This window comes from Shouchella phoenicis (assembly GCF_047238345.1).
Taxonomy (GTDB): domain Bacteria; phylum Bacillota; class Bacilli; order Bacillales; family Bacillaceae_D; genus Shouchella.
Genome location: NZ_JBDFMQ010000001.1, coordinates 2201417 through 2217266 on the forward strand (window position 1 = coordinate 2201417; position 15850 = coordinate 2217266).

Here is a 15850-nt window from a genome sequence, read left to right on the forward strand (position 1 = left end):
TACAACATCAACGTTCTGCTGTCAAGTTTTTATCTTAACAACACTTTTAGCTACGCTTCGTTAGACTCAATCATGTCTTTGAAAAGGCCATAAACAAACTGCTCTGCATCAAATGGCTGCAAATCATCTTTCTGCTCGCCTAGTCCAATAAATTTAACAGGAATGTCAAGCTCTTGACGGACTGCAATAACAATTCCCCCTTTTGCTGTTCCATCGAGTTTCGTAAGGACTAAGCCAGTTACATCCGTTGATTGTCCAAATGCTTTTGCTTGTGCCAGGGCATTTTGACCTGTGGTCGCATCAAGCACGAGCAAGACTTCATGAGGCGCGCCTGGCACCTCTCGCTCAATGACGCGCTTTACTTTTGCAAGCTCATTCATTAAATTGACTTTGTTTTGCAGACGCCCAGCTGTATCACAAATAAGAACATCGGCTTGCCTTGATTTTGCCGCTGCCACTGCATCATACATGACCGCTGCTGGATCAGAACCTGCCTGTTGTTTAATGACAGGCACACCGACTCGTTCTCCCCATACGTCTAGTTGTTCAATCGCGCCAGCCCGAAACGTATCCCCTGCTGCTAGCACAACGGATTTCCCTTGACTTTTCAAATGGTGCGCCAGTTTACCGATGGACGTTGTCTTCCCAACCCCATTCACACCAACAACGAGAATAACAGAGAGTTCGTCTTCTTTCAGCTTTAACCCTGCATCGTCTCCATCTTTTTCAAGCAGACCAGCAAGCTTTTCTGAAATAACTGGCTGGATTTCGACCGTGTCTTTAATATTGCGTAGACGAACTTCATCTTTTAACTCATCTACAAGTTCCATTACATTCGTCACACCGACGTCGGCACTAATTAACAATTCTTCTAGCTCTTCAAAAAAGTCCTCATCGACTTTCCTGTAGCGAGCAACTAGTTCGTTCATCTTTCCTGAGAAGCTTGTTCTCGTTTTCTCTAAGCCACTCTTAAATTTCTCTGACACATCGGTTGTTTGCTGTGTCATTTTATCTTTCAATTTTTTAAAAAAGCTCATTGGCTCACCTAACTTTCAATCATTTGTCTTGATTCTTCTAACCGAACAGAAACGACTCTCGATACGCCTGACTCTTCCATTGTGACCCCGTACAGGACGTCAGCACCTTCCATCGTCCCTTTTCGGTGCGTTACGACAATAAACTGGGTGCGTGTGGAAAAATCGCGTAAATACTGGGCAAAGCGACTCACGTTTGCTTCATCTAACGCCGCCTCCACTTCATCAAGTACACAGAACGGTACTGGACGCACTTGGAGAATCGCAAACAAGAGCGCAATGGCCGTTAGCGCCCGCTCTCCGCCAGAAAGCAAGCCAAGCTGCTGCTTTTTCTTCCCAGGAGGTCGAGCCACAATATCAATGCCTGTGGTCAGTGGCGCGTTTTCATCCGTTAAGATTAAATCAGCATCACCGCCGCCAAAGAGTTTCACAAACACTTCTTGAAAATGGGTGCGAATACGTGCAAAGGTCGTCATAAAACGTTTGCTCATCTCTTCATCCATTTCCTCAATCGCTTGATCAAGCGACTGCCTAGCATCAAGCAAGTCTGTTCGCTGTGCCGTTAAAAATTGGTAGCGTCCATTAATCCGTTCGAATTCGTCTATCGCGCCGAGATTAATGACACCTAGCTCTTCAATTGAACGCCTTGTGAGCGTCAGTTTCTTTTTCGCCTCTTCAAGTGTGTCTGACATTGGGTATCGTTGTTTTGCTCCTTCGTAAGACAGTTCGTACTCCTCTCTTAATCGATTTAAGCGATAGTCCAAATCAACATCAAGGCGATTCACTCGCACTTCTAACGTTTGACTCTTCGTCAAAATTGTCTCAAGTTCCTCTTGATTGTGCTTATTTTCTTTGCCAAGGCGTTCATATTTTTCATGGTACTGCGTTTCTTCATCATTCAACATGTCTAACTGTTTTGCGAGTGCCGCTTTTTCATCCATGCCGTCTGTAATTAATTTTGTTAGCGACTCTTTTGTTAGCGTCTGTTCACCAGAACTTGAATGGAGCAATTGATAGTTTTCCATTTCCAATTCAAGTGCTTGAACATTTTGCTCGTATTGTCTCGTCGTTTCTTCAAGTTGACTTTGGTTATACGTGAGCTGCTGACGAATTTCTGCTCGCTGCACTTTCAGCTCCGTTAATTCCGCCTGCGCTTGTTCTTTCGCTACTTGCTCATGATCGAGCTGGAGCTGAAGCTCTTCAATTTTTTTCTCTAATTGAGCCGCCTCTTGCACAGCATGTTGCTCAGCTTGCTCAATGTCAGATAAGCGTTTCTTCGTTACATCGCCTTCCTGTTCATCCGACGCTTTTAACCGTTCTAGCCGCTCATGTTCGCGTTTTAATTGGGTAACCTCAAGCTCTTTGCTTTGATAAGCTTGCTTGATTTGTTCATAGTCACGAACCAACGCCGATTCTTTCTCTTGTAACACTTGAATGTGACCCTGTTTTTCATCTCGAGCAGATTTGAAGTTAGCAACTTGTTGTTCTAAAGAAGCAATTGCTTGGTCTAGCTGTACTTTTTTCTCATCTAATTCTTCTTTTTCACGCTTTCGGCTTAACAGCGATGATTGATTTTGTTTAACGCTTCCTCCCGTCATAGAACCGCCAGGATTAACGACATCTCCTTCAAGCGTTACGATTCGATAACGGTGGTTAAATTGCTTAGCAATTCGATTGGCTGCTTTTAGTTCTTCTACAATAATTGTCGTCCCTAGCAAAGATTGAATGACATGTTGGTAGCTTTCATTGACACTTACAGAATCAGAAGCGATGCTCACAAATCCTTGCTCACGGCTTAAGGCACTTACAACCGCTTCAGGAATCATTCGTGGTTTAATCGTTTTAACAGGTAAAAATGTCGCCCGTCCAGCTCGCTGATCGCGTAAATACCCAATCGCAGCCCGTGCGGCAGCGTCGTCGTTCACAATCACGTGCTGTGCTTGTCCACCAAGGGCAATGTCAATCGCTTTTTCCACTTTTTGCGGTACATGAATTAATTCAGCAACAGCCCCGATGACGCCTGTTAGACGATTCCGCTGTTTCAATACTTCTTTTACGCCTTGAAAAAAGCCAGAGAAATCCTCTTCCATTTCTTGCAAAGCTTCTCTGCGACCATCCACTTTCTGCATGATTTTATAGGCTTCATACAGCTTCGTTTCTTTTTTGAACAGCGCTTCTTTTTCCGATTCTTCCGATTCACGAAGCGCATGCAATTCCTCTTTTTGCTTCTCTACTTTTGAATGAATCGCATCCAGTTCCGCTTTTTGTCTTTTTAATTCCCGTTCCCCTTCAAGTAGCGTTTCGTCTAGAGACGATAGTTCAGACTGATTTTTCTCTGAATAGCGTTGCTTTTGCTCGACTTGTTCATTTAAGTAACGACGCTCATTCCGAAGAGACGCTTGCTCATTTAACCACTCAATATAGTCTCCTTTTGCATCTTCAATATGGGCTGCAATCGTTTCTTTTGATTGCGAAAGGGTTTTTTCGAGCTTTTGATAGGCTTCATTTATCGCGCGACTCTTTTGCGTTAGCGTCTCATTTTCTCTTTCAAATTCTTCTTTCTTGAGCGCCAATCGATCTTTCTCTGCTTGTTTTTGCGCTAATGCTTGCTTACTTTGTTCTTCATCTTTTTGTTTGCTTCGCTGTTTTTCTTCTAAAATGCCTTTTCGGCCTTCATTTTTTTCAAGCTCTTCACTAATTTTCATGTAGCGCTGCTGAACGTCTGAATTTTTTTCACGACTAGAGCGCTGCTGTTGGCGAATGGTCTCTAATTCTTCTTCATTAGAGGCTAGTTGAGTTCGTTGTTTTTCAATGACCGTTTTTAAGTTTACTAATTCCTGCGATTGGCTTTCCCACTCTGTATGTAAATGAGAAATTTCTTCTGTTATCACTTGAATGTCTAGCTGTTCTAGTTCTTCTTTTAAGCGATTGTATTCTTTTGCAACAGCTGCTTGTTCGCGTAATGGCTCAACTTGGTCTTCAAGCTCATTTAAAATGTCATTGACACGATGCAAATTTTCTTCTGTTTGATTTAATCGTTTTTCAGCAGTCAACTTTCTAGTTTTATATTTTAATACACCCGCGGCTTCTTCAAAAATTAATCGTCGTTGCTCCGCTTTGCTACTTAAAATTTCTTCAATTTTCCCCTGACCAATAATGGAATAGGCTTCGCGCCCAAGGCCAGAGTCTAAAAATAAATCCGTTATATCCTTTAATCGACACGTTGTTCCGTTTAACAAATACTCGCTCTCTCCAGAACGATACAGGCGCCGCGTTACGCGAACTTCACTATAATCAATTGCTAAGTGCTCATCTTCATTATCCAATATGAGCGACACTTCTGCGACGTTTACCGCTTTTCTCGTATCACTCCCAGCAAAAATGACATCTTCCATTTTCGCGCCTCGAAGTGAACGTGCACTTTGTTCACCTAATACCCATCGAATGCCGTCTGCAATATTACTTTTCCCGCTACCGTTTGGTCCGACAACAGCTGTTACACCTTGGACAAAATCGACATGTATAGGTTCGCCAAAGGATTTAAACCCTTTAACTTCTATCCGTTTAAGGAACATATTTCTTCCCTGCTTTCATACTCAATACTAATCTGCACATCTTTATCATTTATTCTATGAACCATCCTATTCTATCACATTAAAAAACCTTGTGACATGAGGAAAATCTCTTCAGAGTTTTGTTTCATTCGAAAACATGTTATCGTAAGTTTATTCATGTAAAGGAGGGATTTCGATGGGTCAATCTTTATCTTCAAATGAAGTAGAAACATTAGTTGAAGAGATTAAAAAGAAGTTAAATGTTGTAAATGCGAGCGTAATTAAAGCCAACAGTGTTTCGCCTACTAAACATGATGATTTAATTGCTTTACATACACATGTGATGAGACAGCCGTCTTTTTCTATTAGTGAAATGGATGAAATTGTTCAAGAGCTTGGACAACTTCGTGAGACGTAATAAAAAGAAAGCTAGAAAAAAGGAGCCTAAATGCTTCTTTTCTCTAGCTTTTTTTCCAATTCAGCGCATCAAGTGCTTGTTTCGCAGCCAATTGCTCTGCTTCTTTCTTTGAACGTCCTGTACCGGTCCCAATTGTCTCTTCATTTAACCGCACATTTGAGACAAATTCACGGTCGTGTGCAGGACCTCGTTCTTGCACGATTTGGTACTTAATTTGACCACGATTATCACGCTGGACAAATTCTTGCAGCTGACTTTTAAAATCCATTTTATGGGTGAATGCCCCTTCTTTAATCTTCGGGTACATAAACCGTGATAAGAATAAGAAAACAGCATCTAAGCCTTGGTCAAGGTATAGCGCACCAATGAAAGCTTCAAACACATCCGCTAATAAAGCTGGCCGCGTTCGCCCACCAGTTACTTCTTCCCCTTTTCCAAGTAAAACGAGTTCGCCAAAATTTAATTCTTCGGCAAATGTAGCAAGTGATGGTTCACATACAATAGACGCCCTTAGCTTCGTCATGTCGCCTTCACTCATTGCTTTATATGTTTTAAACAAATACTGTGAAACAGCAAGTTCTAACACCGCATCACCAAGGAATTCCAAGCGTTCATTATCCGAAGAAGAAAAAATACGCTGTTCATTCACATAGGATGAATGTGTAAATGCTTGAATCAACAGTTTGCGATTTTCAAATGTTAGTGACGTTCGTACGAGTAAATCATCAAACTGACGCTTTTGCTGCTCCGTGAGCTCTAAGCGACGTTGCGTTCGTTTTCGATCATGTGGTTTTGATTTTCGTTGATATTTTGATGGTTGTACCATATGCTACCTCCAGATGCTGGAGCTTAAAAAATGTAAGAGCACAAACTCTTGTTATTTCTTTCTCCTGTCATCATTTTAACAGATTCTTTCTGCTCTATCTGTGTAAAGATGTGTTAAAGAGCCCTGACAGGGTCGCTGAAAGGGCTCTCTTCAATCGGTTATACGTTGTTATTTATGTAGTCGACAACATCTTTAACCGTTGCAATTTTCTCTGCATCTTCATCAGCAATTTCCATGTCAAACTCATCTTCGAGTTCCATCACAAGCTCCACCACATCAAGTGAGTCAGCTTTTAAGTCATCTTTAAATGACGCTTCAAGCGTTACTTCTGATTCTTCTACACCTAAACGGTCAACGACGATTTTCGTTACGCGCTCCATTACATCAGCCACACAAGTCACCTCCTCTCAAAAGTGTCAGCAAATGAAATTGTACTGACACATCGATTGCATGTCAACACATTTTATGGCATTGCCATCCCGCCATCGACGTGTAACGTCTGTCCAGTCATATAGGCAGCATCTTCACTTGCTAAAAAGCGAACAACTCGAGCGACATCTTCTGGCTGACCAAGTTTAGCAAGTGGTATTTGCCCTAAGAGCGTATCTTTCGTCTCGCCTTCTAGTTCATTTGTCATATCCGTTGTAATGAACCCTGGCGCTACCGCATTTACGAGAATATTCCTAGAAGCAAATTCCTTTGCCAATGTTTTTGTCAGCCCAATAACACCTGCTTTAGCAGCGACATAATTGGCTTGTCCTGGATTTCCTAGGACACCTACAACAGATGCGACATTAATAATCCGCCCAGAACGTTGTTTCATCATTTGCCGGCTAACGCCTTTTGCACAATGGAACACGCCTTTAAGATTGATCGCTAATACTTCATCCCAATCCGATTCTTTCATACGCATCACTAAGTTGTCACGGGTAATTCCAGCGTTGTTAACGAGAATGTCAACAGAGCCAAAACGAGTAACGGTCTCTTTAATCATACCTTTTACCTCATCTTCCACCGCTACATTCGCTCGAATGGCCATTGCTTCTCGACCTAACGCGTTAATTTCACTTACAACTTCTTCAGCTTTCGCTTCATTTCCTGCAAAATTCACAACAATATTGGCGCCATTTTTCGCTAACTCTAGTGCGATCGCTTTTCCAATCCCTCTAGAAGCACCTGTTACAATCGCTGTTTGTCCAGTGAACATGTTATTCCCCTTTCAGCACGTCGACTACTTTATTAAACGATGCTTCGTCATGTACCGCATACGCTTGTACATCACGATTTATTTTTTTCACTAATCCAGTTAAAACATTGCCTGGTCCGATTTCAATAAACGTTTGAACACCCAAATCGATCATACGTTGAATGCTTTCTTCAAAGCGGACTGGTGAATACAATTGTTCAGCAAGAAGCGCTCGAATGACTTCTGGCGCATGAACGACATCAGCGGTCACATTCGCGACAACAGGCACCATCGGCATCGTAATCGTTGCACGATGTAAATTCGCTTCAAATTGCTCTGCTGCAGGCTTCATTAATGAAGAGTGAAATGGACCACTTACAGCAAGAGGAAGCGCTCGCCTTGCTCCTTTTTCTTTAGCAAGCGCGCTTGCTTGTTGAATTCCTTCTGCTGTTCCAGACAATACAATTTGACCCGGGCAGTTTAAATTTGCAAGATCAACGACTTCCCCGCCATTTGTCACTTCCGTACAAATAGACTGCAACGTCTCTTGATCAAGTCCTAGCACCGCCACCATAGCACCTTGACCATTTGGCACAGCTTGCTCCATTAAGGTTCCTCGTTCATGAACAAGCATCACGGCTTCTTCAAACGTTAGCGCTTCACTCGCAACAAGAGCTGCATATTCGCCTAAACTGTGTCCTGCCACATAGTCTGGTTGGATGCCTTGATCATGAAATAATTGCAGAACTGCCGTGCTCATCGTAACAAGGGCAGGTTGCGCATAAGCGGTTTGTTTTAAAGTATCTTCAGGGCCTTCTTTCATTAACTCCCGCAACGAAAAGCCTAGCGCCTTGTCTGCTTGTTCCACAATCGCGTTAGCCCGTTCGTTGGATGAAAAGAATTCCGTTCCCATGCCGACTTTTTGCGAACCTTGACCAGGGAATAAAAACGCAACCTTACTCATGTTCTGACCTCCTATTTGCTGAAATATTTGCTTCAACGACGGAAACAACGTCTTGGTCAACCATAAGCTTTGCTTGGCGTATCGCATGGAAGAACGCATTTGCATCCGACGAACCATGTGCTTTGATTACTGGTGCTTTTAAGCCAAACAAACCTGCACCACCGTATTCGGAGTAATCCATTTTGTTTTTTAATCCTGTTAATTTCGGTTTTAACACGCCAGCTGCAAGCTTCGCTGAAAATGAACTCGTTAATTCTGATTTCAACATTGAAAACAGCATTTTCGCTGTTCCTTCAATGGTTTTTAAGACTAGATTACCTGAAAAACCATCGCAAACAACAACATCGCATACACCGTCCAGTAAATCTCTGGCTTCAACGTTTCCTACAAAATGAAGTGAACTTTCGTCAAGCAACGTATATGCTCCTTTTGTTAGTTCCGTTCCTTTCCCTGCTTCTGTACCGACATTTAAAAGACCAATGCGCGGCTGCTCCACCTGATGAATTTTTTTCATATAGGCATCTCCAATAACCGCATATTGAAGAAGGTGTTCAGGTTTTGCTTCCATATTTGCGCCAACATCTAAAAGCAAAAAGCCGTTGCCGTCTTTAGTCGGCAGCATCGGGGATAACGCTGGACGATCAATGCCGTTTTGCCGTCCAACATAAAGTAACCCCGCCGTCATCAAGGCTCCTGTATTCCCAGAAGAAATGGCAGCACTTGCACGGTTTTGCTTCACTTCATTAACGGCTAATACCATTGAAGCATCTTTCTTTCGACGAACAGCCGTTGTTGGTTTATCTGTATCTAAGATCGACTCTAGTGTATGCATAATCGTAATTTGTTTGTTCTCTTCTGATAAGAGAGGCTTTATTTTTTCCTCATCTCCAATTAATGTTACCTCAAGGTCGCTGAATTCTTTTACCGCTCGAATAGCGGCATCTACTTGTGCTTTCGGCGCATGATCGCCACCCATTGCATCAATTGCTATTCTCATGATCAATCGCCCTTTTCTTCCGATTCTACTTGCTTAAACATAAAAAATTCACCATCAAATACGATTTCTTGATTCACTTTACTCGTAACGGTGACTTTCGTTCGTTCACCTTGGGTTTCCTTCACTTCCGCTTTTGCAATCACTCGCTCCCCTAGCCGAACAGGGCGTCTAAAGTGAATATCTGCTTTAGCTGTTAATACGAGTTCATTATTCATTAACGCAACTGCTAAAGAATTGGCTTGCGCAAATAAGTGATGACCACGAGCAATTCCATTACGGGCAAATACGTGCTCTTCATTCACTTCAAAAATGGATATCGCTTGTTTCTCTAAAACAAGATCAATAATTTCGCCAATGATTTCATCTGGGGATAACGAGATGACCGTATCCCGATGCTGATAGGCAACATCTTTAATGCGCTCTCGTAATTCCGGAATGTTTTTTTCCATTCGATCTAAACGTATGGTTTGAATACTAACGGAAAAATGCTCAGATAAGGCTTCATCTGTCATAAATGGATTTTCATTTAGCAAATTGGTAAGTTGTACTTGCCGTTCCTTTTTCTTTATTCGCATCGTTCGTTACTCCATCCATCTGTCTATCTATCATTTATATTATGACTAGGTACTAAGACTAGTATAAAGTTCTTTTCGATTTCATTCAAGTCCTAATCAATTTTTTCTCCAGTGTAAGCGCCTACCCCATTTAAATACGTAGCTAAATGGATATATTCAGGATCTTGCTCTAACACATTTGAACGAATAATGACGTCCGCATCTTGCCGAGCTGTTTCAAGGGTTCGATAATCATGAACCACGTCTGCTAGTTTGAAATCTGGCAATCCGCTCTGTTTCGAGCCGAAAAAGTCTCCTGGGCCACGAAGCTCTAAATCCCTTTCAGATAGCTCAAATCCATCTGTCGTTTCAGTCATGATGCGCATCCGCTCTTTTCCTACTTCAGATTTCGGTTTCGCTACTAATATGCATGTTGATTGTGCTTCTCCACGACCAACTCGACCCCTTAACTGATGTAGTTGCGCAAGCCCAAATCGATCTGCGTCATAAATGACCATGACGGTCGCATTTGGCACATTTACACCTACTTCAACAACGGTTGTAGACACGAGTAACTGTGTTTCATTTTTTGCAAAAGCATTCATAACCTCGTCTTTTTCCGCTGCCGACAAACGTCCGTGCATCAAGCCAACGTTAACAGCCCCGTTATAGTGCTGCGCCAACATCGTATGTAGATCAATCGCATTTTGCACATCAAGTTTTTCTGATTCCTCTATGAGCGGACTGATCACGTACGCTTGGTGCCCAGCCTTTATTTCTTTTTCAATAAACGTTAACACACGTTCAAACAAATCGTGGTTCACCCAATATGTTTCAATTGGCTTTCGTCCAGCTGGAAGTTCATTAAGCACAGATACATCCATATCGCCGAAGACAGAAATCGCAAGCGTTCTAGGAATTGGGGTTGCTGTCATAAACAAAACATCGGGGCTTTCTCCTTTTTGACGCAACACCCTTCTCTGTTCAACACCAAAACGGTGCTGTTCATCCGTAATCACAAGACCGAGCGAGTTAAAATAAACATCGTCTTGAATAAGTGCGTGGGTTCCGACGACAATATCGACATCGCCCGAGGCAATATGTTCAAGTAAATGCGTGCGCTTCTTGCCTTTCACCGAACCCGCTAAAAGGGCAACAGTTATGCCTAGTGGTTCAAACCAATCTGCAAGAGACTTAGCATGTTGCTCTGCTAAAATCTCTGTCGGTGCCATGAGCGCACTTTGCGATCCAGCTTTTACAACTGCATACATACAGGCGGCCGCAACAGCAGTTTTACCTGAACCTACATCCCCTTGCAATAAACGATTCATCCGATAAGGGGATGCAATGTCTGTTAAAATGTCCTTCACTGCTTGATCTTGCGCACCGGTTAATGAAAATGGCAACCTTTCCAGAAATGGGGTAATGTATTCATGGTGAACATCCAATCGATTTCCTGTTTGTAGCTCTCGATTCATCTGCTTAAATATGCGCATGCGGAGTTGAAAATATAAGAGTTCTTCATAGACATATCGCCGTCTTGCTTGTTTTACCTTTTCTGGATGAAGCGGATGATGAAGATGACGGATCGTTTCACTTTTATTCATCAATTTGTAGCGTTCCCGTATCGATAGAGGGAGTGGTTCTACTAAATGATCCGCATAAGCATCTAAAGCTACTTTTATCCAGCGCTGCAATTGTTTACTTGAAATGGTGCTCGTTGCGTGATAAACAGGTTCAACATTTCCTTCTCGCTCTACCTCACCGAATTTTAGCTCGTTTCCTGTGATCGTTAATCGATGCGCGTCCCATTTCCCGGTTACAGTGACTGGTGCCTGCACGGATATCTTTGATTTTAAAAAAGCACGATTAAAGAAAATAACTTGTACAAGCACGCCATCAACGACCATTCGAAACGATAAACGGTTTTTTTTCTTCCCAAAATAGCGCACAGACGGTTCATTTTGAACAGTACCGACCATCGTGACGCGCTCTTCATGGGCTACATCTGTTGGTGATTTCAGCGAGTAATCTTCATAACGAAATGGAAAAAATTCCAAAAGGTCTTGGACCGAGTATATTCCAAGACCTTCCAAAGCTTTTGCGCTTTCTTCCCCAATTCCTTTCACAGTATCTACACCTAGCTTTGTTAAATCCACTAGTTTCTTTCAGCTGTCTTTCCGAATACAGCTGCCTCCAAACGGCGTCCTGTCGGTGTTGCCGCAAGTCCACCTTCACCTGTTTCTCTTAGTGATTCTGGCATTGTTTGGCCGATTCGATACATCGCTTCAATCACTTCATCACATGGGATTCGACTTTCAATCCCTGCTAACGCCATATCAGCAGCAGTAATTGCAAGAGACGCACCAGCTGCATTTCGTTTCACGCAAGGAACTTCAACAAGGCCAGCAACAGGGTCGCACACAAGTCCAAGCATATTTTTTAAGGCAATTGCCATCGCATGAGCAGATTGTTTGGGCGTACCACCAGCTAATTCTACTAAAGCAGCAGCTGCCATTCCAGTCGCCGATCCTACTTCTGCTTGACATCCACCAGCAGCACCAGAGATCGACGCATTGTTTGCGACAACAAAGCCAAACGCTCCACTGGTGAAAAGAAACGCTAGCTTCTGTTCTTCAGTCGGGTTTAGCTTTCCTTCAACTCCAAATAGGACACCAGGTACGACGCCAGCTGACCCTGCGGTAGGTGTTGCACAAATGGTTCCCATTGCTGCATTTACTTCATTGGTTGCCATTGCGTTGGCAACAGCAAGAAGGGTCGTCTCTCCCCCAATAAACTGCCCTTTACGAATATATTCTGCAAGTTTCTTGCCGTCACCACCGGTTAAACCAGATACAGATACAACGTCTTCTTCGATTCCTCGTTTAGCGGCTGCTTCCATCGTTTCAAGGTTCACCCGCATTTTAGATAAAATGTCTTCTCTGGATTTTCCTGTAACATCAATTTCTTGCTGAATCATCACTTCGGAAATGGAACACTGCTTCTCTTCTGTTAGAGCAAGCAATTCTGATACGTTACGAAACATATCCATTCCCTCCTTAATCGTGTATTTTCGTTACATGTGTAATATTTGGTAAGTTTTCTAATGGCTCAAGAATGGAAGCATCCACATTTTGATCGACTTCAATAACCATTAACGCTTGTTCACCTTTTTCTTTCCGCGACACTTCCATATGGCCGATATTTAACTGATGTTTTGCGAGCAAATTACTGACAGCTGCAATCACCCCGTAACGGTCTTGATGAACCACAAGAATAGCAGGGTGATTACCAGATAAGCGAAGAACAAAGCCATTTAATTCAATGATCTCAATCTTCCCTCCACCAATTGATACACCAACAAGCTCAAACGTTTCATCTTCTTTATAGAGTTTAATTCGGACCGTATTTGGATGGTGATCAATCTGGCCTTCTTCAAAAATGGAAACGGTTAAATTTGCCCGTTCTGCTTCTTTATACGCTTCTCGAATTCGCTCATCGTCGGTTTCATAATCAAGTAAACCTCCAATAACCGCTACATCCGTGCCGTGGCCTTTATACGTTTTCGCAAACGATCCATAAAAATGCAAATCAGCATGATCAGGCTGCTTCCCAAATAACGTTCGCGCTACTTTTCCAATTCGAGCGGCTCCGGCTGTATGTGAACTTGACGGTCCAATCATCACCGGTCCAATAATATCAAAAACCGTTCTATATTTCATTTTCAATCCCTCCCGCAATCGAACGAAAAGGTTGCCATCAAAGACAGTTGGCAACCTTCTCGTTAATTTGGATCTACATTTGTCATTGATAAGGAAACCGTTCCAGGTCCAACGTGGGCTCCAATGACAGCACCAATTTCAGTTATCACCACTGAATCAACGTTAAATTCTTGTTTTATATCTTCAGCTAACGCTTGAGCAAGTTCTTCATTAACGGCATGAGAAATGCCAACTTGGACGAGATTATCACCAAATTGATCGTGTAAAAGTGTCATTAATCGCGACACTGCTTTTTTCTGTCCACGAACTTTTTCATGCGGATACACTTCCCCTTCAGAATTCAATGAAAGAATCGGCTTCATTTTTAAAAGAGAACCGAGTAAAGCAGAAGCTTTGCCAATCCGTCCATTTTTTTGAAGGAATTCAAGCGTATCAACCATAAAATAAACGGTTGCATCATTAAGAAGTTGATCGAGACGAGCTTGACAAGTCTTTAGGTCTGCTCCTTGTGCAGCTAGTCGCGCTACTTCAACCACAACGATTCCAATCGCGTACGAAGCACGCTTTGAATCATATACGTGGATGGCTAATTCATCCGCCAAAGCATCTTTTGCAATAAGGGCTGCTTGCATCGTTCCGCTCATCTTTGAAGACAAATGAATAGACAAAATCTCCGTTGTCTCATCGGTCGCAATCGACCGATATAAGTCTTCAAATTGTTGCGGAGAAGGCTGCGATGTTTTTGGCATCACGTCTGTTTCTTTTAAGCGTTTGTAGAATTCATTAGGATGTAAGGTTACACCGTCTTCAAATTGCTCATCACCAAAATGAACGTTTAATGGAATGACAGATATCCCCAATTGTTCAACGAGTTCATGTGGGATATCCGCTGTTGAGTCGGTTACAACTTTCACTTTCGCCATTGCATTCCCTCCCATTTCGTTATTCAACAGAAAAGATATAGGAATAAAGAGGCTGTCCGCCTTCCACTACATCAATTTCTACATCAGCTTTATGATTTTCTAGAAAATCCTCTAGTTGTTTCGTGACATCATCCTTTGCATCTTCTCCAGTGATGATTGTCACAACTTCTGAATCATCCTCTAGCATATCGTTCAATAACCCTTGAGCCGTTTCAAATACATCTTGACCACATGCAACGATTTTCTTGTTGTAAATTCCCATGTAATCGCCTGTTTTTATGGATTGACCGTCCATTTCCGTATCGCGAACTGCATAGGTTACTTCACCAGTTTTTACATCTTTCATTGCTTCTTCCATCGCCGAGGCGTTTTCTTCTGCAGAACGTCCAGGATTGAAGGCAAGTAAAGCCGCTAAACCTTGAGGCACAGTTTTGGTTGGTACGACGACACAATTCACATCAGCTACTTCCGCGGCTTGCTCCGCAGACATAACGATGTTGCTATTGTTTGGCAGTATAATGACATTTTTTGCATGTACATGCTTAATGGCTTGAACAATATCCTCTGTACTTGGGTTCATCGTTTGTCCGCCAGCAACTACTTCATTTACACCTAACCCTTTAAAGATCTTTTCAATGCCTGCACCGACTGACACGGCAACCATGGCAAATTCAGCTTTTTCTTTCGGCTTGGATGCCTTTTCTGTTTTTTTGATCGCGTGAGAATCTGACAAATTCGATTGTTGTTCACGCATATTCTCTACTTTCACCTGCACGAGTGAGCCAAATGCTTGAGCTTCTGTTACCACTTGTCCAGGATACTCTGCATGAATATGAATTTTTAACAAATCATCATCAGAAACGACCAATAAAGAATCTCCGTATTCACTTAGTTTCAAGCGGAATTCTTCTTCATCGTAAGGATTTTGGGAAAGTTGCTCAGCGTCAAATTTCACCATCACTTCCGTACAATAACCAAATTCAATGTCACTCGGGTCCATGTCGCCATGACCATCATGATGATGCTCAGCACGAATCATCTCATCCATTTTAGGCTCTTGTAAAATACTAATCGTTTCGCCGCCTGTAAGCGCTTGTAGAAACCCAGCATAAATATATAATAAGCCTTGTCCACCAGAGTCAACAACACCTACTTCTTTTAAAACAGGAAGCAGATCAGGTGTTTTCGCAAGGGAGCGTTCCCCTTCTTTAATAACAGACGTTAAAAATCCTTCAAAAGCGGTTTCTTTCTTCGCGATTTTCACAGCATGTTTTGCCATATCTTTTGCAACGGTCAAAATCGTTCCTTCTACAGGTTTCATTACAGCTTTATACGCCGTTTTAACCCCTGCATCCATCGCTTGCGCAAATTGTTCTGTAGTTAATTCCGCTTTCCCCTCAGCTTCTTTTGAGAAACCACGGAAAAGTTGAGATAAAATAACACCTGAGTTCCCTCGCGCGCCCATGAGCAAACCTTTTGCGAATGAGCCAGCAACTTTGCTTGCTTCATCAATCGCTTGTTGACGCACTTCCTTTACGCCGGAAGTAATCGTTAAATTCATATTTGTACCGGTATCACCATCAGGTACAGGGAACACGTTAAGCGAATCTACAACGTCCGCTTTTTTCCCGAGCTCATTTGCCCCTTCAATAAACATATGAGCGAGCTCTTG

General features: G+C 42.5%; 14 protein-coding genes. 1 reads left to right on the top strand and 13 read right to left on the bottom strand.

What is annotated here, in order from left to right:
* Nucleotides 1-50: 50 nt before the first annotated feature.
* Both ftsY and smc read right to left on the bottom strand, forming a co-directional pair.
* On the bottom strand, nucleotides 51-1037 hold the full coding sequence (gene ftsY / locus ABC361_RS11825) for a signal recognition particle-docking protein FtsY (RefSeq protein WP_413074165.1): 987 nt from the start codon (nucleotides 1035-1037) through the stop codon (nucleotides 51-53).
* Between the two features lie 8 nt (nucleotides 1038-1045).
* Complete coding sequence (smc, locus tag ABC361_RS11830) at nucleotides 1046-4609, bottom strand: chromosome segregation protein SMC (RefSeq protein WP_413074166.1); 3564 nt, start codon at nucleotides 4607-4609, stop codon at nucleotides 1046-1048.
* A gap of 175 nt (nucleotides 4610-4784) precedes the next feature.
* On the opposite strand from smc, the gene ABC361_RS11835 reads away from it, so the two are divergent.
* Nucleotides 4785-5006, top strand: coding sequence for a DUF1128 domain-containing protein (locus ABC361_RS11835; protein ID WP_099301097.1), 222 nt, complete (start codon nucleotides 4785-4787; stop codon nucleotides 5004-5006).
* Nucleotides 5007-5049: 43 nt separating this feature from the next.
* Here ABC361_RS11835 and rnc read toward each other — a convergent pair whose 3' ends face one another.
* The 11 genes from rnc to ABC361_RS11890 form a co-directional block, all read right to left on the bottom strand.
* Complete coding sequence (gene rnc / locus ABC361_RS11840) at nucleotides 5050-5832, bottom strand: ribonuclease III (RefSeq protein ID WP_413074167.1); 783 nt, start codon at nucleotides 5830-5832, stop codon at nucleotides 5050-5052.
* Between the two features lie 158 nt (nucleotides 5833-5990).
* Entirely contained in the window at nucleotides 5991-6224 is a 234-nt protein-coding gene (acpP, locus tag ABC361_RS11845) for an acyl carrier protein (RefSeq protein ID WP_099301099.1), read from the bottom strand.
* A gap of 71 nt (nucleotides 6225-6295) precedes the next feature.
* Entirely contained in the window at nucleotides 6296-7039 is a 744-nt protein-coding gene (gene fabG, locus ABC361_RS11850; protein WP_413074168.1) for a 3-oxoacyl-[acyl-carrier-protein] reductase, read from the bottom strand.
* Nucleotide 7040: 1 nt separating this feature from the next.
* Nucleotides 7041-7982, bottom strand: a complete 942-nt coding sequence (fabD, locus tag ABC361_RS11855) for an ACP S-malonyltransferase (protein WP_413074169.1) — start codon at nucleotides 7980-7982, stop codon at nucleotides 7041-7043.
* Nucleotides 7975-8979: a phosphate acyltransferase PlsX gene (gene plsX / locus ABC361_RS11860; protein WP_413074170.1), complete on the bottom strand. Its 1005-nt coding sequence runs from the start codon at nucleotides 8977-8979 to the stop codon at nucleotides 7975-7977. The genes fabD and plsX overlap by 8 nt, the downstream gene beginning before the upstream one ends.
* Nucleotides 8980-8981: 2 nt before the next feature.
* On the bottom strand, nucleotides 8982-9554 hold the full coding sequence (fapR, locus tag ABC361_RS11865) for a transcription factor FapR (protein ID WP_413074171.1): 573 nt from the start codon (nucleotides 9552-9554) through the stop codon (nucleotides 8982-8984).
* A gap of 92 nt (nucleotides 9555-9646) precedes the next feature.
* Nucleotides 9647-11692, bottom strand: a complete 2046-nt coding sequence (recG, locus tag ABC361_RS11870; protein ID WP_413074172.1) for an ATP-dependent DNA helicase RecG — start codon at nucleotides 11690-11692, stop codon at nucleotides 9647-9649.
* Nucleotides 11692-12579: an L-serine ammonia-lyase, iron-sulfur-dependent, subunit alpha gene (sdaAA, locus tag ABC361_RS11875; protein WP_413074173.1), complete on the bottom strand. Its 888-nt coding sequence runs from the start codon at nucleotides 12577-12579 to the stop codon at nucleotides 11692-11694. Before sdaAA ends, recG begins: the two co-directional genes overlap by 1 nt.
* A 13-nt stretch (nucleotides 12580-12592) precedes the next feature.
* A complete protein-coding gene (gene sdaAB / locus ABC361_RS11880; protein WP_413074174.1) occupies nucleotides 12593-13255 on the bottom strand; it encodes an L-serine ammonia-lyase, iron-sulfur-dependent subunit beta in 663 nt (220 codons plus the stop codon).
* 62 nt (nucleotides 13256-13317) lie between these two features.
* On the bottom strand, nucleotides 13318-14178 hold the full coding sequence (locus ABC361_RS11885; RefSeq protein ID WP_413074175.1) for a DegV family protein: 861 nt from the start codon (nucleotides 14176-14178) through the stop codon (nucleotides 13318-13320).
* Between the two features lie 19 nt (nucleotides 14179-14197).
* Nucleotides 14198-15835 carry a DAK2 domain-containing protein gene (locus tag ABC361_RS11890; protein WP_413075765.1) on the bottom strand — a complete coding sequence of 546 codons (1638 nt, stop codon included), beginning with the start codon at nucleotides 15833-15835 and terminating at the stop codon, nucleotides 14198-14200.
* Nucleotides 15836-15850 lie beyond the last annotated feature (15 nt).

Excerpts from the sequence above, each read along its gene's own strand:
- ftsY (WP_413074165.1), bottom strand. The coding sequence starts at position 1,037 with ATGAGCTTTTTTAAAAAATTGAAAGATAAAATGACACAGCAAACAACC.
- smc (WP_413074166.1), bottom strand. The coding sequence starts at position 4,609 with ATGTTCCTTAAACGGATAGAAGTTAAAGGGTTTAAATCCTTTGGCGAA.
- ABC361_RS11835 (WP_099301097.1), top strand. The coding sequence starts at position 4,785 with ATGGGTCAATCTTTATCTTCAAATGAAGTAGAAACATTAGTTGAAGAG.
- rnc (WP_413074167.1), bottom strand. The coding sequence starts at position 5,832 with ATGGTACAACCATCAAAATATCAACGAAAATCAAAACCACATGATCGA.
- fabG (WP_413074168.1), bottom strand. The coding sequence starts at position 7,039 with ATGTTCACTGGACAAACAGCGATTGTAACAGGTGCTTCTAGAGGGATT.
- fabD (WP_413074169.1), bottom strand. The coding sequence starts at position 7,982 with ATGAGTAAGGTTGCGTTTTTATTCCCTGGTCAAGGTTCGCAAAAAGTC.
- plsX (WP_413074170.1), bottom strand. The coding sequence starts at position 8,979 with ATGAGAATAGCAATTGATGCAATGGGTGGCGATCATGCGCCGAAAGCA.
- fapR (WP_413074171.1), bottom strand. The coding sequence starts at position 9,554 with ATGCGAATAAAGAAAAAGGAACGGCAAGTACAACTTACCAATTTGCTA.
- sdaAA (WP_413074173.1), bottom strand. The coding sequence starts at position 12,579 with ATGTTTCGTAACGTATCAGAATTGCTTGCTCTAACAGAAGAGAAGCAG.
- sdaAB (WP_413074174.1), bottom strand. The coding sequence starts at position 13,255 with ATGAAATATAGAACGGTTTTTGATATTATTGGACCGGTGATGATTGGA.
- ABC361_RS11885 (WP_413074175.1), bottom strand. The coding sequence starts at position 14,178 with ATGGCGAAAGTGAAAGTTGTAACCGACTCAACAGCGGATATCCCACAT.
- ABC361_RS11890 (WP_413075765.1), bottom strand. The coding sequence starts at position 15,835 with ATGTTTATTGAAGGGGCAAATGAGCTCGGGAAAAAAGCGGACGTTGTA.